General features: G+C 59.9%; 19 protein-coding genes. 4 read left to right on the plus strand and 15 right to left on the minus strand.

What is annotated here, in order from left to right:
* Nucleotides 1-39: 39 nt before the first annotated feature.
* Entirely contained in the window at nt 40-963 is a 924-nt protein-coding gene (locus GA0061103_RS10495) for a Gfo/Idh/MocA family protein (protein ID WP_092710590.1), read from the minus strand.
* A gap of 229 nt (nt 964-1,192) precedes the next feature.
* Here GA0061103_RS10495 and GA0061103_RS10500 point away from each other — a divergent pair, with 229 nt between their 5' ends.
* Together GA0061103_RS10500 and GA0061103_RS10505 are read left to right on the plus strand one after the other, a co-directional pair.
* Nucleotides 1,193-1,768, plus strand: coding sequence for a TRAP transporter small permease subunit (locus GA0061103_RS10500; RefSeq protein ID WP_092711246.1), 576 nt, complete (start codon nt 1,193-1,195; stop codon nt 1,766-1,768).
* Nucleotides 1,768-3,537: a TRAP transporter large permease gene (locus tag GA0061103_RS10505; protein ID WP_092710593.1), complete on the plus strand. Its 1,770-nt coding sequence runs from the start codon at nt 1,768-1,770 to the stop codon at nt 3,535-3,537. The genes GA0061103_RS10500 and GA0061103_RS10505 overlap by 1 nt, the downstream gene beginning before the upstream one ends.
* Before the next feature lie 92 nt (nt 3,538-3,629).
* Here the strand turns inward: GA0061103_RS10505 and GA0061103_RS10510 are convergent, their stop codons facing one another.
* The 7 genes from GA0061103_RS10510 to GA0061103_RS10540 all read right to left on the minus strand — a co-directional run bounded on the left by GA0061103_RS10510 (nt 3,630) and on the right by GA0061103_RS10540 (nt 11,689).
* Nucleotides 3,630-3,962 carry a hypothetical protein gene (locus GA0061103_RS10510; protein ID WP_092710595.1) on the minus strand — a complete coding sequence of 111 codons (333 nt, stop codon included), beginning with the start codon at nt 3,960-3,962 and terminating at the stop codon, nt 3,630-3,632.
* Between the two features lie 192 nt (nt 3,963-4,154).
* Nucleotides 4,155-5,264: a TRAP transporter substrate-binding protein gene (locus tag GA0061103_RS10515; RefSeq protein WP_092710598.1), complete on the minus strand. Its 1,110-nt coding sequence runs from the start codon at nt 5,262-5,264 to the stop codon at nt 4,155-4,157.
* 142 nt (nt 5,265-5,406) lie between these two features.
* On the minus strand, nt 5,407-7,467 hold the full coding sequence (locus GA0061103_RS10520) for a prolyl oligopeptidase family serine peptidase (RefSeq protein WP_092710601.1): 2,061 nt from the start codon (nt 7,465-7,467) through the stop codon (nt 5,407-5,409).
* 118 nt (nt 7,468-7,585) lie between these two features.
* A complete protein-coding gene (locus tag GA0061103_RS10525; RefSeq protein ID WP_092710604.1) occupies nt 7,586-8,479 on the minus strand; it encodes a polysaccharide deacetylase family protein in 894 nt (297 codons plus the stop codon).
* 104 nt (nt 8,480-8,583) lie between these two features.
* Nucleotides 8,584-10,473 (minus strand): ABC-F family ATP-binding cassette domain-containing protein, encoded by a 1,890-nt coding sequence (locus GA0061103_RS10530; RefSeq protein ID WP_092710607.1) that lies wholly within the window; start codon nt 10,471-10,473, stop codon nt 8,584-8,586.
* 70 nt (nt 10,474-10,543) lie between these two features.
* Nucleotides 10,544-11,023 (minus strand): hypothetical protein, encoded by a 480-nt coding sequence (locus GA0061103_RS10535; RefSeq protein ID WP_092710610.1) that lies wholly within the window; start codon nt 11,021-11,023, stop codon nt 10,544-10,546.
* A 150-nt stretch (nt 11,024-11,173) separates the two neighbouring features.
* Nucleotides 11,174-11,689: a DinB family protein gene (locus GA0061103_RS10540; RefSeq protein ID WP_092710613.1), complete on the minus strand. Its 516-nt coding sequence runs from the start codon at nt 11,687-11,689 to the stop codon at nt 11,174-11,176.
* A gap of 192 nt (nt 11,690-11,881) precedes the next feature.
* Between GA0061103_RS10540 and ndk the strand changes: the two genes are divergently transcribed.
* The gene (gene ndk, locus GA0061103_RS10545) at nt 11,882-12,304 is read left to right on the plus strand and encodes a nucleoside-diphosphate kinase (protein ID WP_075852186.1); all 423 of its coding nucleotides are present in this window, start codon (nt 11,882-11,884) and stop codon (nt 12,302-12,304) included.
* Nucleotides 12,305-12,630: 326 nt separating this feature from the next.
* On the opposite strand, the gene GA0061103_RS10550 is transcribed toward ndk, so the two are convergent.
* Entirely contained in the window at nt 12,631-13,152 is a 522-nt protein-coding gene (locus GA0061103_RS10550) for a hypothetical protein (RefSeq protein ID WP_092710616.1), read from the minus strand.
* Nucleotides 13,149-13,697 (minus strand): CGNR zinc finger domain-containing protein, encoded by a 549-nt coding sequence (locus tag GA0061103_RS10555; RefSeq protein WP_092710618.1) that lies wholly within the window; start codon nt 13,695-13,697, stop codon nt 13,149-13,151. Before GA0061103_RS10555 ends, GA0061103_RS10550 begins: the two co-directional genes overlap by 4 nt.
* A gap of 66 nt (nt 13,698-13,763) precedes the next feature.
* Here GA0061103_RS10555 and GA0061103_RS10560 point away from each other — a divergent pair, with 66 nt between their 5' ends.
* Complete coding sequence (locus GA0061103_RS10560; RefSeq protein WP_092710621.1) at nt 13,764-14,660, plus strand: branched-chain amino acid ABC transporter permease; 897 nt, start codon at nt 13,764-13,766, stop codon at nt 14,658-14,660.
* A gap of 3 nt (nt 14,661-14,663) precedes the next feature.
* Here GA0061103_RS10560 and GA0061103_RS10565 read toward each other — a convergent pair whose 3' ends face one another.
* The 5 genes from GA0061103_RS10565 to GA0061103_RS10585 all read right to left on the minus strand — a co-directional run bounded on the left by GA0061103_RS10565 (nt 14,664) and on the right by GA0061103_RS10585 (nt 18,989).
* Nucleotides 14,664-15,134: a molybdenum cofactor biosynthesis protein MoaE gene (locus GA0061103_RS10565; RefSeq protein WP_092710624.1), complete on the minus strand. Its 471-nt coding sequence runs from the start codon at nt 15,132-15,134 to the stop codon at nt 14,664-14,666.
* A 4-nt stretch (nt 15,135-15,138) separates the two neighbouring features.
* Nucleotides 15,139-15,393 (minus strand): molybdopterin converting factor subunit 1, encoded by a 255-nt coding sequence (gene moaD / locus GA0061103_RS10570; protein ID WP_069616328.1) that lies wholly within the window; start codon nt 15,391-15,393, stop codon nt 15,139-15,141.
* Entirely contained in the window at nt 15,393-15,980 is a 588-nt protein-coding gene (gene pgsA / locus GA0061103_RS10575; protein WP_092710626.1) for a CDP-diacylglycerol--glycerol-3-phosphate 3-phosphatidyltransferase, read from the minus strand. The genes moaD and pgsA overlap by 1 nt, the downstream gene beginning before the upstream one ends.
* Before the next feature lie 205 nt (nt 15,981-16,185).
* Nucleotides 16,186-18,225: an excinuclease ABC subunit UvrC gene (uvrC, locus tag GA0061103_RS10580; protein WP_092710629.1), complete on the minus strand. Its 2,040-nt coding sequence runs from the start codon at nt 18,223-18,225 to the stop codon at nt 16,186-16,188.
* Nucleotides 18,222-18,989 carry an SDR family oxidoreductase gene (locus GA0061103_RS10585; RefSeq protein ID WP_092710632.1) on the minus strand — a complete coding sequence of 256 codons (768 nt, stop codon included), beginning with the start codon at nt 18,987-18,989 and terminating at the stop codon, nt 18,222-18,224. The genes uvrC and GA0061103_RS10585 overlap by 4 nt, the downstream gene beginning before the upstream one ends.
* Nucleotides 18,990-19,114: the final 125 nt, after the last annotated feature.

Below are 19,114 nucleotides of genomic sequence, written 5' to 3' on the forward strand. Positions count from 1 at the left end.
CACGTAGCGGGCCGCATTGTCTTCACCGGGAAAGGCCTATCAATCGTAAAATGCGTCGACGAATTTGCGCTTGCCGAGCATGAAGGCATCGGCGACGTGGCGCAGCGGCGAAACGTCGACATCGGAGACGTCGGCTTTGACGATCTCGGCAAAGCGGCGATAGAGCGAGGGATATTCAGCCTCGGGCGCCGAGAATTTCAGCTCGCCGTTGACGGAAAGCTTGGAGCCGCCTTCGATGAGAACCATCTGGCCGGCATCCGTCTCGGCGACAATATCCCAGCTCTGCTTGCCGGTCTGGCGCCAGTCGAATTCGGCGTGCACGGGGAGGCCGGCTCCGCTCTTGAAGTGCAGATCGGCGGCGATCGGCGAATCGCGGTTTTCCGGGAATTCGAGTGTCGCGCCGGTCAGGAAGAGCGGCGGCAGAATATGGGTGACGATCGACAGCGCATTGATGCCGGGGTCGAAGACGCCGAGCCCGCCGGCCTGCCAGATCCATTCCTGGTTCGGATGCCAGTGGCGGACATCTTCCTTCCAGATCACGTGGGCGCTTTGGATATTGGTATTAGCGAGGAAAGTCTTTGCAGCCTCCACGGCCGGCGCATAGCGCGAATGCCAGCTTGCAAAAAGCGAGACGCCCTTGGCTTTTGCCAGGTTCTCGAGATCGGCCACTTCGCTGAGCGTCGCGCCCGGCGGCTTCTCCAGGAAAACATGCTTGCCGGCCGACAGCGCCTTGTAGGCGGCTTCATAGCGGTATTGCGGCGGCATGCAGAGCGAGACCGCATCGATCGCGGGCACGGCGTCGAGCATGGCTTCGATCGTGGTGAAGGCCGGGACACCGTCGACGGTGCCGTGACGGCTCGCGGTGGCGATCAGTTCGAAATCCGGATTGTTCGCGATGGATGGAAGGTGCTGATCGCGGACGATCTTGCCGACGCCGACGATGGCGAGCTTGATGGGGGACATGGGTGTCTCTCGATTAGTATGATTATTGATGCGATCTTTAACAGAATGCCACATTCGGGCAAGGGGCGGCAAATTGCAAAGATAGGTGTTGGGTCCAATCTTGGGCCATTATGCCCAAGCGCCATCATGCTTGGAAAACGAGTGCCGGCTCTTGATTCACAGCCTGAAATCGGCACTCTTCTCTCTGCGCAGCCAAAAGATCCGGGAAGAATCGCTGTGGGGGGAAATCATGAAAACATTACTCGGCTTCAGTCGAATCGTCGACTATGTGACTGAGGTCATTGGAAAATCAGTCTCATGGCTTATTCTGGTCGCCGTCTTGGTCAGTGCCGGAAATGCGATCGTCCGTAAGGTCTTCAACACTTCATCCAATGCATGGCTGGAAGCGCAATGGTATCTGTTCGGCGCAGCCTTCATGCTCGCCGCCGCTTATACGCTGCGCCAGAACGAGCATATCCGCATCGATATCATCTATGGCTCCCTGTCGCGCCGCGTGCAGCACTGGATCGATCTGCTCGGCCACTGCCTGTTCCTGATGCCTTTCGTGCTGCTGATGGTCTATGACCTCGTGCCTTATGTCCGCACCTCCTTCCTGTCCGGAGAGGTGTCTTCCAGCGCCGGTGGCCTGATCATCTGGCCGGGCAAGGCATTGCTGCTGGCAGGCTTCTTTCTACTGGCGCTGCAGGGGATCTCCGAGATCATCAAGAAGATCGCCGTCATGCGCGGCGATATGGATGATCCGACCCCCTATGTGCCGACGCATGCGCCGCTCGATGTCGAAACCCCGGCCGGGGAGGCGCGCTGATGATCGAATTCATCGCCGTGAACATGGCGCCGGTCATGTTCGCCTCGCTCATCATTTTCCTGCTTCTGGGCTATCCCGTCGCCTTCGCGCTTGCTGCGAACGGGCTGCTGTTCTTCTGGATCGGCGTCGAGCTCGCTCCCTATTCGGGCGGCACCATCAATCTCTCATGGCCGCTCCTCAATGCTCTTCCGGATCGCTTCTGGGGCGTGATGTCGAACGACACGCTGCTTGCGATCCCGTTCTTTACCTTCATGGGCATCGTACTGGAGCGATCCGGCATGGCCGAAGATCTGCTCGACACGATCGGCCAGCTGTTCGGGCCGATCCGCGGTGGTCTTGCCTATGCGGTGATTTTCGTCGGAGCGCTGCTGGCGGCCACCACCGGCGTCGTTGCGGCTTCGGTTATCGCCATGGGGCTGATCTCCCTGCCGATCATGCTGCGTTATGGCTATGACAGACGGGTCGCCTCCGGCGTCATCGCCGCTTCGGGCACGCTGGCGCAGATCATCCCGCCGTCGCTTGTCCTGATCGTGCTCGCCGACCAGCTCGGCCGTTCTGTGGGCGACATGTATGCCGGCGCTCTTATTCCCGGCTTGGTGCTGACCGGTCTCTACATGCTCTATGTATTGATCATGACGATCGTCAAGCCGAACTCCATGCCGGCCTTGCCGAAGGAGGCCCGTTCGCTCGGCTCCGGAGTCACCTCATTGCTCGTCGCGCTGCTGATCTGCGCTGGCGTTGCCTATGCCGCCCATGTCTACCTGACGCCGGCCTACGGCGAAAATGCCGATATTCTCGGCGCAACGGTCGGCGTCGCCTTCATCTACGTGATCGCAGTGCTCGACAAGGGGATGAAACTCAACGTGATGTCCCGGCTGGCGCAGCAGGTCATCATCGTCCTTATTCCGCCGCTGGCGCTGATCTTCCTCGTTCTCGGCACGATCTTCCTCGGCATCGCGACGCCGACCGAAGGTGGCGCCATGGGGGCGGTTGGTGCGCTGGCGATGGCTGCGGCCAAAGGCAGGCTGAACATGGAGGTCGTCCGCTCGGCACTGACCTCCACGACAAGGCTTTCGGCCTTCGTGCTGTTTATCCTCATCGGTTCGCGCGTCTTTTCGCTGACCTTCTACGGCGTCAACGGCCATGTCTGGGTCGAGCATCTACTGGTGTCGCTGCCCGGCGGCGAGGTCGGCTTCCTGATCGCCGTCAACCTGCTTGTCTTCGTGCTGGCCTTCTTCCTCGATTTCTTCGAGCTCGCCTTCATCATCGTGCCGCTGCTTGCACCGGCAGCCGACAAGCTTGGCATCGATCTCATATGGTTCGGCGTGCTGCTCGGCGTCAACATGCAGACGAGCTTCATGCATCCGCCCTTCGGTTTCGCGCTGTTCTATCTCCGCTCGGTCGCTGCCCGCGTGCCCTATCTCGACAAGGTGACGGGTAAACAGATCGCGCCTGTCACGACAGGACAGATCTATTGGGGCTCCGTTCCCTTCGTCGGAATCCAGGTCCTGATGGTGGCGTTGACGATCATGTTTCCGCAGATGGTCATGCACTATAAGGGCGCGGGCACCGGCATCGATCCGAACACGATCAAGATCGAGGTCCCCGGCTTCGGCATACCTAGCCAGGACAATGGCGGTGGCCTTGGCCTGCCGGGCCTGCAGCTTCCCGGAGGAAGCCCGCTGGACGACAAGCCAGCCGGGCAGGGTAGCGGCGATCAGCCGAAGCCGCCCGCCAACGATCTCAGCCAGCCGCCATCGTTCAATTAAAGGCAAAAATACCTTCTCCCTTTGGGGAGAAGGTATTCATCTTTGCCAAGGTACCAGCATGAGATGTTACCTAGCCCGCTTCGGGCAGCGGATCATTTGCAGCCCTTGGCCTTCATCGTATTTTGAATAGATAGGACCTTACCTTTGGTGACGGAGATGAGGCCTTCCTTATCTCCACCTGTCACGCTGGACATAGGTACGCCGACCAGAAAGACACCAAAGGCATCGCCGTTGGCGGCGTTGTTCTGTTCTTTCGAAAGGGCCGTCAGTTTTCCTTGCTCGGCATTGAGTTCTCGTGTGAGGCCTGAGCAGTCAAGGTTGGAATAAGCAGCCATTGGAATTTCTGTGGGAACAATGGCATCAGGACGTTTGGCGCAAGCGGCGAGTGGCAATAAGGCAATTACTGCAAATTGTTTTCGGTTCATAATATTCCCCAGCGTTGAGACGGTAATAGCTAGCAACAACGCAGGAGAGAGTTGATCTGAATTATCAATCAACCACAGGATTTTTTGTTTCGTATGCGAAACGGAAAGTTCTTGTTTTCAGTCATCACTCTCTTCCAGGCGGAGCTTTGGAAAAACTCCGCCTGGAAGAGCCTATACCCTCAATTGCACCGCTCAAATCTTCCCGGCTCGCTGCAGCGTCATCATGTAGACGTCGTAGCTGTATTCGGCGACCTGCGCGTAGAGATAATGCTGGCCGCGGAAGCCCTTGATCGATTCCCAGATCTTCTTGAAGGTCGGGTTGTTGGCTTCCATCTCGGCATAGACCTCGTTGGACTTGTCGAAGCAGGCGTTCATGATCTCGGTGCTGAAGGGCCTGAGCTTCGCGCCTTCGGCAACGACGCGCTTGATGGCGGCCGGGTTCAGGTAATCGTACTTCTGCAGCATGTTCGCATCCGTTGCCTGGGCAGCCGTACGCAGCAGCGATTGATAGGCCTTCGGCAGGCCCTCATAGGCCGCCTTGTTGAACATGACATGCACCGTCGGGCCACCTTCCCACCAGCCGGGATAGTAGTAATAGGGCGCCACCTTGTAGAAGCCGAGCTTCTCGTCGTCATAGGGGCCGACCCATTCGGCCGCATCGATCGTGCCTTTCTCGAGCGCCGGATAGATGTCGCCGCCGGCGAGCTGCTGCGGTACGACGCCGAGGCGCTCGACCACCTTGCCGGCAAAGCCGCCGATGCGCATCTTCAGGCCCTTGAGATCGGCAACCGTGTTGATTTCCTTGCGGAACCAGCCGCCCATCTGCACGCCGGTATTGCCGGCCGGGAAGCCGATCAGCCCCTGCGTTGCCAGGAATTCGTTGAAGAGATCGATGCCGCCGCCGTGATACTGCCAGGCATTCATGCCGCGGGCATTGAGCGCGAAGGGAACGGCTGCCCCCAAAGCCCAGACCGGATCCTTGCCCCAATAATAATAGGCGACGGAATGGCAGGCTTCTACGGTACCGGCCGAAGTGGCGTCGGCTGCCTGCAGGCCTGGCACGATTTCGCCGGCCGCAAACACCTGGATGTTGAAATTGCCGTCGGTAGCCTCGGAAACATATTTCGACAGCACTTCGCCGCCGCCGTAGATCGTATCGAGCGATTTCGGAAACGACGATGTCAGGCGCCAGTTGATCTTCGGATTGCTCTGGGCAATGGCCGGAGCAGCAAGGGTTGCAGCTGCTGCAACCGAGCCGGCGCCGGCGACGCCGGCTTTCCGCAGAAATGAACGACGATCCATCTATTACTCCCCCCGGATACGAGCGGGCGGGTTCGCCCGCTCTTCGTGATCACGCCTGCAGCTAACCATGCCCCTCGACGCGTTTCAAGCGTATCGGAAGCGAGTGCAACCATTGATTTTTGTTCAGAACCTGAAGATGGGCCTAGAGGTTTTTGCCTTTCACGATCGTTTCCCGCAGGAAGCTGTAGCCCATGGCGGTACGTGTCGCGCGTTCCGTCGAAGCGCCGTCACCGCCATGGCCACCCGAGCCGAATTCGTGGAACAGCGGGTGATGGCCGAGCGCTTCCAATTGCGCCGCGAAGCGCCGGGCATGCGAGGGATGAACCCGGTCGTCATTGCTCGAGCTTTCGATGTAGATCGAAGGATAGGTGGCCTCGGAGGCCGGCTTGACATTGTGCAGCGGCGAATAGCTCAGAAGATAATCGCGGTCCGCCGGATTGTCGGGATCGCCATATTCGTCGATCCAGGCTTTTCCGGCTGGGAAGACATGGAAGCGGGTCATGTCGAGAACAGGTACCTGGCACCAGATCGCGCCGAAGTCCTGCGGATAGCGCGTCGTCATGACGCCCGTCAGCAAACCTCCATTGCTGCCGCCACTGCCGGCAATACGCGATGGTGTGGTGTAGCCGCGGGCGACGAGATCGCGGGCGACGGCGGCAAAGTCCGCGAAGGCTCGATGGCGGCCATGCCCCTTGGCGGTGCGGTGCCAGTTCGGGCCGAATTCGCCGCCGCCGCGAATATAGGCCATCACATAGGCGTTGCCTTGTTCCAGCCAGCGACCGATGACGCCGGAATAGTAGGGGCCGAGCGCCACGTCGAAGCCGCCATAGCCATATTGCAGCACCGGCAGTTCGCCCTTGGTCCAGGCTTTCGGCAGGACGATATGATAAGGCACTTTCGTCCCGTCCTCGGAGGTAGCCTCCAGCAGCAGGGACGTCATGCCCTCGCTGTCGAAATAGGTCGGCGAGCTGGCAATATGCTTGAGTTCAAGCGGTGTCCGGCGATCGCTAAGATCCAGTTGGTAGGAGGAGGGCGGCTGCAGGAAGCCCGCGCCATAGATCTGCAGCGTGTCGTCGCCGAGATGCAGATCGGAATAGAGCGGCGCGACCGACACCGTCTGAACATCCACTGGCAGAGCGATTTCCTGGATCTCGGCGTTGGCCTTGGTCAGGTCGAGGACAAACAGATGCGGCTGCATATTGTCCGAGACGATAAAGACGCACCATTCGCGCATCAGCAGGAATTGCGAAACCGATTGCCGCTCATTGGGCGAGAACAGAATGCGTCTTGCATCGGCACCGGCATCGCCGGGCTCTCGCGGCAGGGGCTGCAGGGCCAGACTGCCGGCTGGAATCCGTTCATCGGTCTTGGCAAGCCAGATCAGATGGGAATGGTTGAACCCGAATTCGATATCAGCAGGCAAGTCGATCCGTCTAAGCGAACCATCTTGATCCTCGATGAAGTGGCTGGCCCGGCCGATCTCGTGGCCTGCGCTGAAGACCCGGATCGGTCTGGTCGCATCTCCCGTCGCAAGACCGGCGAGCTGCGGATCGAAGGTCGAACAGGAGCCATAGATGTCGCTGTCATCGGCGGCATAGAGTACGGGCGCATCTGCTGGCGCCTGGCCGCGCTTCAGGCGGCGGCCGACGCGCGGCCAGCCGGAACGTGTTGAGGACTCGCGGTCAATGGAGCCGAAATAGGCGATTTCGTCGCGGTTGAGCCAGGTCGCGTGACTGCGCACGGCCGGCGTGTCGAAGCCGCCTTCGACGATGCTCTTCGTCTCGCAATCGAATTCGAGCATTCGAATGGGATCGGAGCCGCCATCGGAAAGGCAAAGCAGCACGCGCGTCGGCTCCCAGGGGCAGGTGATGGCGCCGCGCCAGAGCCATTTCCTGTCCTCTTTGGCGCAGAAGGCGTCGAGATCGAAGATCGGTTCCCAGGGCGCATCGGGCAGAGGGGCAAGATCGGCCGGCAGCCGATACCAGCGACCGAGTGGATGATCGGCGCTGCGATGAAAATCGAACAGCCAGTTGCCGCGCCGGGTCGTGGCAATCAGCCGATCCTCGCGTTCGATCATTTCCTTGATCGCGATGCGATCCGCCTCGAATTCCGGCGTCGTCAGCAGCCGTTCGGATTCCGCATCCATTTTGGCGACGAATTGCGTGGTTTGCGGATCGTCGTCGCGTTCAAGGTGGAGGTGCATGGCTGCTCCGGATTCTATTGCTGATGGTGGCCAAGCCTCAGCAGATCAAAATAAGGGCGCGGAAGCAACCATGCTCCCACGCCCTTATTGGCCATCGATTTTTCGCTATTGACCCGCCTTAGCGGACCATTTTGGTATCGGCCTGTGCGACCAGATTGGTCGCCGGAGCGGACTCGCGCTTGTATTTCAGCGTCACGACCTTGTAGCCCTCTTTCTCCAGCCGGCTCAAGAGAACAGGCAGCATCCTGACCGTGCGCTGGTGGATGTCGTGCATCAGAACGATGCCGCGACCGCGCTGATGGAGCTGCTTCATGGTGCGATCGACCACCGAGGCGGGCGTCGAAGTGAAGTAATCCTTGCTGTCGATATCGACATCCATGACGATCATGTCGCGGGCGGCAATCGCCGTGCGCAGGCGTTTGGAGTCAGCAAGATAGGGGAAGCGGAAGAAGGGAACGTCCGTGCCAATCGCCTTGGTGACGGCATCCTTGCCGCGGGCGATCTCGGTCATCGCCGCGTCGAAGGTCATCTTGTCGAGATCGGGATGGCGGAAGGTGTGGCTGCCGATCGCATCGCCATGTGCAAGCACCTCGCGTGCCGTCGCCGGGTGAGCCTGCGCCATTTCGCCGACCATCATGAATGCCGCTTTGACGCCGAATTTGTCGAGCGTGGCGAGGATACGTTCCGTCTTGCCGGGAGCAGGGCCATCGTCGAAGGTCAGGATGACCTCCTTGTCGGCGAGCCTGATATCCTTGAGCGACGAGACCTCCAGCGTGCGGCCGGCGAGATTGTGTGGGCCGTTCATGCCTGCCAGGTCATCCCGCATTTCGAGATCGGCGACGAGCCATTTCTTCGGCTCCATCTCCACAGGATCATTGGCCTTCAGCGGCTTGTGACGCGGCTCTTCGGCGGCATAGCTGCTCTTGAGCGACGCTTCATTGCCTGGTTTCGTGGCGCATCCTCCGAGAGCCAGAGACACGGCGAGGCCAGCCAGCAACACACGGTAGTTCATCAGAATCGCTCAACAATATGTCCATGAAAGTTGAGCGCATTTTCTGCAGTTATGGTTAATGAACGGTTAGGACTGGCCCTAATTCGTTAAGGGGCAGTAGGCTTTCAGCCGGCCATGGCGCTTTCATATTCCGATGAAAGTTCGAGCCACTGTTCCTCGGCCGCCGCAAGCTTTTCGGCGGCATCCGATCGCTGCTTTGCCTTCTCAGCCGCCTTTGCCGGCGCCTTCTCGTAGAGGGCGGGGTCCGCAAGTTCCACATCAAGCGCCTGAATCAGTTTCTCAAGCCTGCCGGTCAAGGATTCGATTTCGTTGATCTTCTTCTTGAGGGGCGCGAGCGAGGCACGCCGATCGGCATTGAGCTTGCGCTGATCCGCCTTGGAAACGGAATCGTCGCCGGTATTTGCCTTGGCCTTGTCCTCTCTGGATTTCGGGCTTGCAACGACCAGGCTGCGGTATTCTTCGAGATCGCCGTCGAAGGTCGAAACCGTGCCGTCGCGCACAAGCCACAGCCGGTCGACGGTGGCCTCGATCAGATGGCGGTCGTGCGAGATCAGGATGACCGCGCCGGAATAATCGTTCAGCGCCTGGATCAGCGCATTGCGGCTGTCGATATCGAGATGGTTCGTCGGTTCGTCGAGGATCAAAAGATTCGGCGCGTCGAAGGCGGCAAGACCCATCAGCAGGCGTGCCTTCTCTCCGCCGGAGAGATCTTTGACCTGCGTGTCCATCTTCTCGGTTGCAAGGCCCATCTGCGCAACGCGGGCGCGGACCTTCGCCTCCGGCGTCTCGGGCATGCGGCGGCGAACATGTTCGACGGCCGTCTGGTTCGGGATGAGATCGTCTAGCTGGTGCTGGGCGAAAAAGCCGATCTTCAGGTTCGGCGCCAGCCTGACATCGCCGCTCTCGGCGCCGAGCCGGCCGGAAATGAACTTTGCGAAGGTCGATTTGCCGTTGCCGTTCGAGCCGAGCAGGGCAATCCGGTCGTCGGCATCGATGCGCAGGTTCAAACGCTTCAGGATCGGCTTGCCGGGCTCGTAGCCAACGGCGCCGCCATTGATCGCGACGATCGGCGAGGCCGGCTGCTTTTCTGGTTCCGGAAAGCTGAAGCCCATCACATGGTCTTCGATGACGGCGGCGACGGTGCCCATGCGTTCCAGCGCCTTGATGCGCGATTGCGCCTGCCGCGCCTTCGAGGCCTTGGCCTTGAAGCGGTCGATGAAGCTCTGCAAATGTTTGCGCGCCGCGTCGTTCTTCGCCTTCGCCTTCATCTGCAGCTCGTCGGCCTCGGCCTTCTGCCGCTCGAACTGATCGTAGGAACCGCGATAGAAGGTGAGCTTCTTCTGATCGAGATGGACGATGGAATTCACTGCCGTGTTCAGCAGGTCGCGGTCGTGCGAGATGATGATGACCGTGTGCGGATAGCGGCGGATGTAGTCTTCCAGCCAGAGCGTACCTTCAAGGTCGAGATAGTTGGTCGGTTCGTCGAGCAGCAGCAGATCCGGCTCGGAAAACAGCACGGCCGCGAGCGCCACGCGCATGCGCCAGCCGCCGGAGAAGGAGGAGGCAGGACGCTTCTGCGCCTCGTGGTCGAAGCCGAGGCCGGCCAGGATGCTGGCGGCACGCGCTTCGGCCGAATGTGCGTCGATATCGGCAAGACGTGTCTGGATATCGGCGATGCGATGCGGATCGGTTGCAGTCTCGGCTTCCGCGAGCAGTGCGGAGCGTTCCTTGTCCGCTGCCAGGACGATATCGATCAGCGGCTCCTCGGTGCCGGGCGCTTCCTGCGCCACCTGGCCGATGCGGGCATTGCGCGGGATCGAGACCGAGCCGCTCTCGGCGGCAAAATCGCCGGTGATGATCCGGAACAGCGTCGATTTGCCCGCGCCATTCTTGCCGACGAGGCCGGCCTTCGTGCCCGCCGGAAGCGTCACGTTGGCATGGTCGATGAGAAGGCGGCCGGCAATGCGGGCGGAAAGGTCGGAAATCGAAATCATGGCGCGGTTTTGGCCGAACTCTCCGCTGAAGGCAAGAGTGCGAAAGCGCTTAGGCGCCGGAGTTATGCGTCTATTTCGGCAGGTTCGCGCAGTTCCGCAGCCGCTCGGTCAGCTCCGTTTCGTAGAGCATGAGGTTGCTGAGCGAGGCATTGAGACTGTCGAGCGCAGCATTGGCGTGCGGGGCCGCGTCGATCTCACGGGCAAAATGCTGCTTCTTCATCAGCCCCTTGGCGAGCTGATCCGCAACTTCGCGCAGCATTTCGGCCGCATCGTTTTCCGATTTGCGCGCCACCAGCCCGCAATGGCTGACTAGGCGATGCTTCAGCCCGACCTCATCGAGCCCACCCTGCGAAGGCAAGGGACCGAGCGCCTCGATCTCTTCGGCAAGACAGCGGTCTTCGCCATAGAGCGCTTCGTAAAAAAGCTGATAGTTGCGCGGCAGGTTCTTGATCTTCAGCCGCGTCATGAAGCGACCGATGACCTCAAGCTCGGTTTCCGTTTCATCATCATCGATGGAATATGCCGAAACGCTTGTCTGCGAGTTCTTCATGCCTGCTTCTGACCGTGAGCTGATATATCTTATCAATCTGCAGGCTGGCAGGTTAAGGGAACATGAACAAAACGGTCTATGCACGGGCTCGCGCAACAAAATGAGGCATGCGCTCAACGCGTGAGCGAAGCTGATGAAAATCGGTTCGCTTCATGTTGACATCCAGCGCTGCCCTTCGCCGCGCAGGAAATGCAGGAGATCGAGTACCAGAGACGGCTTGCCCATCGACGTCAGTATCATGTGGCATTGTCCGCGGTGATGAGTGTGGTGGTTGAACATATGCGCGACCGCGAGATGAAGAGGGTGGGTGATCGCCCCTGGCCGGAGAACGGACGTATAGGTGACGTCAGCGGCTAGGGCCGCGTCATCGAGCGTCTCGATCCAGTCCATGATGTGCCGATCCTCGGCCTCGCGAGCCGAGCGAAGCTCTGCGAGATCGTCATGCAGAACGACGCCCAGCGCGGCTGGGGTTTCGCCCGTGCCGTTGAAGCGGTGCATCCATAGCTGATCCGTCACCAGCAGATGGTTCAATGTACCGTGGAGCGAACCGAAGAAGGCGCCGCGATCCTCGTGGAATTCGGCGTCGCTAAGCTGAGCAGCGGTCTCATAGATCTGAACATTGGCCCAGCGATTATAGTCGGCAAGCATTCTGAAATGTCTGAGCATATGCGTCTCCTCTTATGGTGGCGATGATGTTATCGCGAAGTTCGGTGACGGGCAGCCGCTTCGCCACCCAGCGGATCGCGAATCGGATGCTCGGACTGTGACAGCGGCGTGAAATTGGGCGATCCCCCTTGTTTTCGGGCCTTGGGGCAGGTAAAGACCGCCCACTTTTCTCTGATTACAAGGAATGGACCCATGGCGATTGAACGTACTTTCTCGATGATCAAGCCGGATGCGACGAAGCGCAACCTCACCGGCGCCATCACCAAGGTTTTTGAAGACAACGGCCTGCGCGTCATCGCCTCCAAGCGCGTCTGGATGAGCAAGCGCGAAGCTGAAGGCTTCTACGCCGTTCACAAGGAACGTCCGTTCTTCGGCGAGCTCGTCGAAGGCATGACCTCCGGCCCGACCATCGTCCAGGTCCTGGAAGGCGAAGGCGCCATCCTGAAGAACCGCGAAATCATGGGCGCGACCAACCCGGCAAACGCTGCCGAAGGCACGATCCGCAAGACCTTCGCCCTGTCGATCGGTGAAAACTCGGTTCACGGCTCGGACGCTCCGGAAACGGCTGCCGTCGAAATCGCCTACTGGTTCTCGGAAACCGAAATCGTCGGCTGAATCAGCCTTTCAGCGAAAGCGCTGAACGATTTGAAATGACTCATGAAAGCCGGGGTCTCGCATCCCGGCTTTTTTCATTCTGGCGCAACAGACTCCCTCTCCCTGCTTGCGGGGAGAGGGCTGGGGTGAGGGGCCGCGCGGGCTATCGACTGGGTAAAGATTTGCGATTTATGTGGTCGAGAAGTGGCCTGCGGCTGCGGCTATTATTACCGTCTTCACAGACGGCCCCTCACCCCAACCCTCTCCCCGCAGGCGGGGAGAGGGGACTATCCCGCAAACGCCGCCTTCAAAGCCAAAAATATGTCTAGGCACTCGCTGCCACCCTTTCACGCAGGGCAGGCGGCATCATGTCCGTAATCGGCGCTGCCGTCGCCTTTGAAGACGTCCGGATTGGCTGTGTAGACCGGGCCGACGACGAGTGGTTTCGTCGGCAGCACGGTCTGGTCGAGATCGGATTTGACCTCCGTCTTGATCGTCTGGATCGTCTTGTCGCTGGCATCGACCAGCTTGATCGAGACGGAATAGGGGCGATCCTTGCGGACGCAGCGCAGGTCCGGGCTTTCCAGCGTGATCTTGTCCCAGAATGTATAGATCTTCTGGTTGACAACAAGCGGATCGCCGCCGGCGGGATTTTCGAATTCGGCGATCGCCGTCGTCCCCTCGGGGATCGGGGCGATCTTCTTCAGCGTAATCATGTAGGTCGCGCTCGCCACGCGGTAATTGAACACGAAGAGGCGGCCGGTGAGCTGGGTCGGGCCTTCATCGTCCTTTCTCTGGCAGCCGGCCAGAGAAAGGACGATGATGATCCCGGCACTCATCATTGTCAGCGTGATCTTTTTTATCGTCATGGCGCAGTCTCCTCCTTCTTGCGCCGGTAGTGCCGGCTAGCTTTGGCTCGGTTGCCGCAGACCGCCATGTCGCACCAGGCTCGGCTTTTGTTCTTGCTGCGGTCGATGAAGAGCCAGCCGCAATTGCGGCATATTTTCATCCGTTCGGGATCGGGCATGGCGATGAGGCGCAGCGTCGAATGCACGGTCGCGGCATCGAGCCCATCGGATGAGGCACGCTTCAGGACCCTCGCTAATGCCGCAAGCAGATCGGCGAGCAGCAGATCGGCTACCTCTCCAAGAATGCGTGCCCGGAAATAGCGATCGATCGTCTCGCGCAATGATATGAAGTCGGCCCGGTTTTCGCGCTGTACCGGCAGGATATCACCGAAAAGCGCCCGTTCTGCACAGAAGTTGGCCGCCGCTTTCGGGAAGCTATCCATTTGCGCCGGCGCCTCGAACCGATCGATCCGGCGCTCTTCGTCGTGGCGCAGGATCACGCTGTTGGCGACATCGAGCGCAAGCGCGCCGCCGGAGAAGCGATGTGGTGTCCAAGTGAAGCTCATGACGAAAATTATAACTGGTAAAATTCATTTTGCCAGTTACTATTTGCTTGTTCTTCGGAGGAGTGAATGGCCTATCTTCTGCAGCAATTGGCGAATGCCGTACCGCTGGCGGCGCTCTATGCGACGCTGGCCTTCGGCTATTCGATTGCCTTCGGGGTCATGAAGCGGGCCGATATCACCTATGGTGCGCTCTTCGCCTTCGCCGGCCAGATGTTCGTGCTCTTCACCGATGTCGGTTACACCAAGATGTATCTCGTCCTGCCGGCCGCCTTCGCCCTCGGTGCCGTCATCGCCGTCAGCTACACGATCGGCACCAGCTTCCTCGTCGGCCGCGCGATCATGCTGCCACTGTCGCGAAAATCTCCGAATACGGTCATCGTCGCGGCACTCGGCATGATGATTATCCTGATGGAAACGGCGCGGCTGGCTTCGAATACGCGCGGCATATGGTTGCCGCCCTTCCTGAACGATGCCGTCGTCTTCTGGGATAGCGGCGATTTTCGCGTGACGCTGACCGAAATCCAGCTGCTCAATACGGCGCTGATGATCCTCGTCATTCTCGCCGGCGCGTATGTGCTGAAGTGCACCGGCTGGGGGCGCATCTGGCGGGCGGTGACGGACGATGCTCTCGCCGCCGAACTGTGCGGCGCCAGCGCCAATCGCGTTTTCCTACTCGCTTACGTCGCCTCTGCGGTGGTCGCAACCATCTGTGGCCTGCTGGCTACTTCCTACTATGGAACGATGGATTTCGGGGCAGGGCTGATGTTCGGGCTGAAAGTGCTGATGATCGCGGCGGTCGGCGGCTATTCCGATCCACTGAAATCGGCGGGTGGGGCAGCTCTTCTCGGCCTGACAGAGACGATGTGGGGTGCCTACGGCCCGTTCCTGTGGCGCGATTTCGTCATTTTCTCGCTGCTTGTCCTGCTGCTTGTCCTGAGCCGTCGCGAAAGAGTGGTGCCCTGAAGCTTACTTGTTGCCAGCCCATTTGCCGCGCGCCGCATCGTCGGCATCCTTGGCCGAGACCCAGCCACTTTCTTCGCCGTCCTTGCCATGCTCCTTCTTCCAGAAGGGCGCGGAAGTCTTCAGAAAATCCATGACGAAATTGGCGCCGTCGAAGGCGGCTTGCCGATGCGGCGCTGCGGCAATGACGAGCACGATGTTCTCGCCCGGCGCAATCTTGCCGTAGCGATGAATGGCGGTCAGGCCGAGAAGTTCGAAACGATCGATGGCGAGATTGGCGATGCGGGTGATCTCCGCCTCCGCCATGCCGGGATAATGTTCGAGTTCAAGTGCATCCAAAGTGCCGCCTTCGTCACGGCAAAGACCGGAGAAGGTGACGACCGCACCGATATCGTGCCGCCCAGCCGTCAGCCGGTCGAGCTCCATCTGAAGATCGAAATCCTCGCGCTGAACGCGGACTACCGGCTGCATAGCCATCGGCTTACCCTCCGGTCATCGGCGGGAAGAGCCCGATCTCCCGAGCACCGGCGATCGGCTCATCATGCTCGGCGTGCTCCATGTTGATGGCGACGCGGATCGCCTGGGGGAATTGAAGTGCCGCCTCGTATTCCTCTCCCAAGCCTTTCAAATGACTCAGGAGATCGCCGACGGTCACGACGTCGGCGGGCAGGGAAATCTCTTCTTCCGCCTTGCCGATCCGCTCACGCACCCAGGCGAAATAGACGAGCTTCGTCATCACTCTTCATCCACGACATGCTTCAGCCCGGCCCGGAAATAATCGTAGCCGGTGTAGATGGTCAAAAGTGCTGCGACCCAGAGCAGCACGATGCCGATCTCCGTCGTATAGGGTAGCACCTTGTCGCCCGCCGGCCCAGCCAGGAGGAAGGCGATGGCGACGAGCTGGGCGGTCGTCTTCCATTTTGCGATACGCGTCACGGGGACGCTGACCTTCAGCGCCGCCAGATATTCGCGCAGGCCGGAAACGAGGATTTCGCGGCAGAGGATGATGATGGCGGCCCAGAGCGACCAGCCCGCAATGGTGCCGTCGGCTGCGACCAGAAGCAGGATCGCGGAGACCAGCAGCTTGTCGGCGATCGGATCGAGCATGCGGCCGATATTCGAGGTCTGGTTCCAGATGCGCGCGAGATAGCCGTCGAGGAAATCGGTGATCGAGGCGATAATGAAGATCCAGAGCGCGACCCAGCGCGCAAAATCAGAACCCTCCAGCTTGCCCTCGATAAAGAAGCAAAGAACGATCAGGGGTACGCAGATAATGCGGCCGTAGGTGAGCAGATTGGGGATGCTATAAGCGCGCGAAGCCATGGAAATCGTTTCGTTTCTGTTGTCTCGACCGGCCGGATTGAACTCTGTTGATCCCATCCCGCTGAAGTCGTTTGATGGAGTGTGATCCCAAAAACCGCTCCGCACTTTTTGGTGGTCACACCCTAGATGATGGTTTGGTCAGTTTATCGTCAATATTGTTTCTGTTTTTTCACCGCTATTGCGTGGAATTTGCGACCAGCTTTTCTTATTTCGCGGCGTCCTCGTGGAAATGATTATAGACCTGACGCGCCACCGCTTCGGAAATGCCCTCGACTGCCATCAGGTCGGAAAGGGCGGCGCGCGACACGGCTTTCGCGGTGCCGAAATGCTGGAGAAGCGCGCGCTTGCGCGACGGGCCGATGCCGCCGATCTCGTCCAGCGGGTTCTTCACCATCTCCTTCTTGCGTCGGGCACGATGCGAACCGATGGCGAAACGGTGCGCCTCATCGCGCATGCGCTGGATGAAATAGAGCACGGGATCGCGCGGCGGCAGCGAGAAGCTTTCGCGCGATGGCGCAAAGAAACGCTCGCGCCCCGCCTCGCGGTCGACGCCCTTGGCGACGCCGATGGCAATGACGCTGTCGGTGATCCCGAGCTCTTCGAGGATAGCGCGCACGGCCGTCATCTGCCCCTGACCACCATCGATAAGGATGATGTCGGGCCAGGCAGGGAAGGGGCGATCGGCCGCGTCCACGGTCGCGTCAGGCGTGGCTGTGCGGTCGGGCTTGCCTTCTTCCTTCAAGAGCCGGGAGAAACGGCGGGTCATGACCTCGCGCATCATGCCGAAGTCGTCACCCGGGGTGATGTCGGTCGATTTGATGTTGAACTTGCGGTACTGGCCTTTGACGAAGCCTTCCGGCCCGGCCACGACCATGCCGCCGACGGCGTTCGTGCCCATGATGTGGGAGTTATCGTAGATCTCGATGCGCTGTGGCGTATAGGGAAGCTTGAAGGTTTCCCTGAAGCCTTCGAGCAGGCGCGATTGTGAGGCGGTTTCCGCAAGCTTGCGGCCATGCGCCTCGCGGGCATTGGCGATGACATGCTCGACCAGATCGCGCTTCTCGCCGCGCTGCGGCACGAGAATTGAGACCTTGTGGCCGGCCTTCTCGCTGAGAGCCGCGGCCAGCAGCTCGATTTCCTCGACCGTCTCCGATAGCAGGATCTGCCGCGGCACGGGCTTGTCGTCATAGAATTGCGCCAGGAAGGCGTTCAGCACTTCGGCGCCCGAGAGCGAGGGGTCGGCCTTCGGAAAATAGGCGCGATTGCCCCAGTTCTGGCCGGTTCGGAAGAAGAAGACCTGAATGCAGGAAATGCCGCCTTCATGATGGATCGCGAAGACATCGGCTTCCTCGACCCCGGCCGGATTGATGCCCTGATGGCTCTGCACATGCGAGAGTGCGGCCAAGCGGTCGCGGAAAATGGCGGCGCGCTCGAAATCCAGATCCTCGGCGGCGGAATTCATCGCCTCGGCCATATGCGCCTTGACGTTCTGGCTCTTGCCCGAAAGGAAGTCCTTCGCCTCCTGCACCAGTTCTCCATAGCCTGCATCGCTGATCTCGTGCGTGCAGGGGCCGGAACAGCGCTTGATCTGATAGAGCAAGCAGGGGCGGGTACGCGTCTCGAAGACGCTGTCGGTGCAGGTGCGGATGAGAAAGGCGCGCTGCAGCGAATTGATGGTGCGGCCGACGGCGCCCGCCGAAGCGAAGGGACCGAAATACTCGCCCTTGCGGGCGCGGGCGCCGCGATGCTTGAAGATCGCCGGCGCGCGATGGTCGCCCGTGATCAGGATATAGGGAAAGGATTTGTCGTCGCGCAGCAGAACGTTAAAGCGCGGGCGCAAGCGCTTGATCAGATTCGCTTCCAGCAGGAGCGCTTCAGTTTCCGTCCGCGTGGTGACGAATTCCATATTGGCGGTTTCACGCACCATGCGGGCGATGCGGTTGGAATGCACCTTGCCCAAGGCATAGTTGGAGACGCGCTTCTTCAGGTTCCGAGCCTTGCCGACGTAAAGCACGTCGCCGGCCTCGTTGAACATGCGGTAGACGCCGGGATTGTTCGGCAGCCGCTTGACGAATTCGGCTATCAGCTCTGCGCCGCGCAGTCCGGTTTCGTTCTTGCCGCCTTCGTTCCAGTCGACAGGCGCAACAGGGGCGGCGGCGGCATCGCCCTCCACCTCGATGTCGTCTTCGATATCGTCTGATTCGTCGTAGAGAACGCCGCCGTCAGGCAGCTTTCTTCCATTCATTCCGCACTCTCCGACACGTCTGGCGTTTCCCAGGCAAGGTGCTGGCCGCCATCGAGCGCTATCATTTGGCCCGTGATCGAGGGCGTGTCAAAAAGAAAGCGGATGGTGCGGCCGAATTCTTCGAGCCCGGGCGCCGCCTTTAATATGAGGCCATCGATCTGAGCTTGAAAGTCCTCTTCGGTCTGCCGCACGCTGCGCACCGTCGGGCCTGGGCCGATCGCGTTGACGCGGATACGCGGCGCAAAGCTCTGCGCCATCGTCTGAGTCGCCGTCCAGAGGGCAGCCTTCGACAACGTATAGGAATAGAAGCGCGGATTAAGCGCCCAGACCCGCTGATCGACCATGTTGACGATCAGGCCCGGATGCGGTTCGGGAAGCTGCCGGACGAAATCGGCGGCCAGAATCGACGGCGCCCGCACATGGATTGCGAAATGCGCTTCGAAGGCTGCGCCGTCAAAATGACTAGCGGAATCACCAAGGAAGGCGGAGGCATTATTGACCAGAAGATCGAGCGGACCGAGGTCTTCCGTGACCCTTTCAACAAGGGTGGATGTCTCGGCCAAATTCTGCAGATCCGCCTTGATCGCAATGGCTCTTCGGCCCATTTGCCGCAGTTTCGCCGCAATTTCCTCGGCCTCGGCGAGGGACTGATTGGCGTGCAACGCCACCGCGAAGCCATGAGCCGACAAATCCTCGGCAATTGCCAGGCCTATTCTTTTAGAGGCGCCGGTTATCAGCGCCGTGCGTAGTTTTTCCTGGCTCAAGAGATCGCCTTTTGCTCGTCGTTACCCAATCGATGCTCATATAGGGCGTCGATACACCATATGAAAAGATGCTTGAGTGAATGATGCGCCTTGGGGTTTCTTATGTAAAACTTGAGATATATTTA

The organism is Martinezella multihospitum (assembly GCF_900094585.1).
Taxonomy (GTDB): Bacteria; Pseudomonadota; Alphaproteobacteria; order Rhizobiales; family Rhizobiaceae; genus Rhizobium; species Rhizobium multihospitium.

Excerpts from the sequence above, each read along its gene's own strand:
- uvrC (WP_092710629.1), bottom strand. The coding sequence starts at position 18,225 with ATGAATGGAAGAAAGCTGCCTGACGGCGGCGTTCTCTACGACGAATCA.
- GA0061103_RS10565 (WP_092710624.1), bottom strand. The coding sequence starts at position 15,134 with ATGGCTATGCAGCCGGTAGTCCGCGTTCAGCGCGAGGATTTCGATCTT.
- GA0061103_RS10525 (WP_092710604.1), bottom strand. The coding sequence starts at position 8,479 with ATGAACTACCGTGTGTTGCTGGCTGGCCTCGCCGTGTCTCTGGCTCTC.
- GA0061103_RS10560 (WP_092710621.1), top strand. The coding sequence starts at position 13,764 with ATGGCCTATCTTCTGCAGCAATTGGCGAATGCCGTACCGCTGGCGGCG.
- GA0061103_RS10510 (WP_092710595.1), bottom strand. The coding sequence starts at position 3,962 with ATGAACCGAAAACAATTTGCAGTAATTGCCTTATTGCCACTCGCCGCT.
- GA0061103_RS10555 (WP_092710618.1), bottom strand. The coding sequence starts at position 13,697 with ATGAGCTTCACTTGGACACCACATCGCTTCTCCGGCGGCGCGCTTGCG.
- GA0061103_RS10505 (WP_092710593.1), top strand. The coding sequence starts at position 1,768 with ATGATCGAATTCATCGCCGTGAACATGGCGCCGGTCATGTTCGCCTCG.
- pgsA (WP_092710626.1), bottom strand. The coding sequence starts at position 15,980 with ATGGCTTCGCGCGCTTATAGCATCCCCAATCTGCTCACCTACGGCCGC.
- GA0061103_RS10515 (WP_092710598.1), bottom strand. The coding sequence starts at position 5,264 with ATGGATCGTCGTTCATTTCTGCGGAAAGCCGGCGTCGCCGGCGCCGGC.
- GA0061103_RS10495 (WP_092710590.1), bottom strand. The coding sequence starts at position 963 with ATGTCCCCCATCAAGCTCGCCATCGTCGGCGTCGGCAAGATCGTCCGC.
- GA0061103_RS10500 (WP_092711246.1), top strand. The coding sequence starts at position 1,193 with ATGAAAACATTACTCGGCTTCAGTCGAATCGTCGACTATGTGACTGAG.
- GA0061103_RS10540 (WP_092710613.1), bottom strand. The coding sequence starts at position 11,689 with ATGCTCAGACATTTCAGAATGCTTGCCGACTATAATCGCTGGGCCAAT.
- GA0061103_RS10520 (WP_092710601.1), bottom strand. The coding sequence starts at position 7,467 with ATGCACCTCCACCTTGAACGCGACGACGATCCGCAAACCACGCAATTC.
- ndk (WP_075852186.1), top strand. The coding sequence starts at position 11,882 with ATGGCGATTGAACGTACTTTCTCGATGATCAAGCCGGATGCGACGAAG.
- GA0061103_RS10535 (WP_092710610.1), bottom strand. The coding sequence starts at position 11,023 with ATGAAGAACTCGCAGACAAGCGTTTCGGCATATTCCATCGATGATGAT.
- moaD (WP_069616328.1), bottom strand. The coding sequence starts at position 15,393 with ATGACGAAGCTCGTCTATTTCGCCTGGGTGCGTGAGCGGATCGGCAAG.
- GA0061103_RS10550 (WP_092710616.1), bottom strand. The coding sequence starts at position 13,152 with ATGACGATAAAAAAGATCACGCTGACAATGATGAGTGCCGGGATCATC.
- GA0061103_RS10530 (WP_092710607.1), bottom strand. The coding sequence starts at position 10,473 with ATGATTTCGATTTCCGACCTTTCCGCCCGCATTGCCGGCCGCCTTCTC.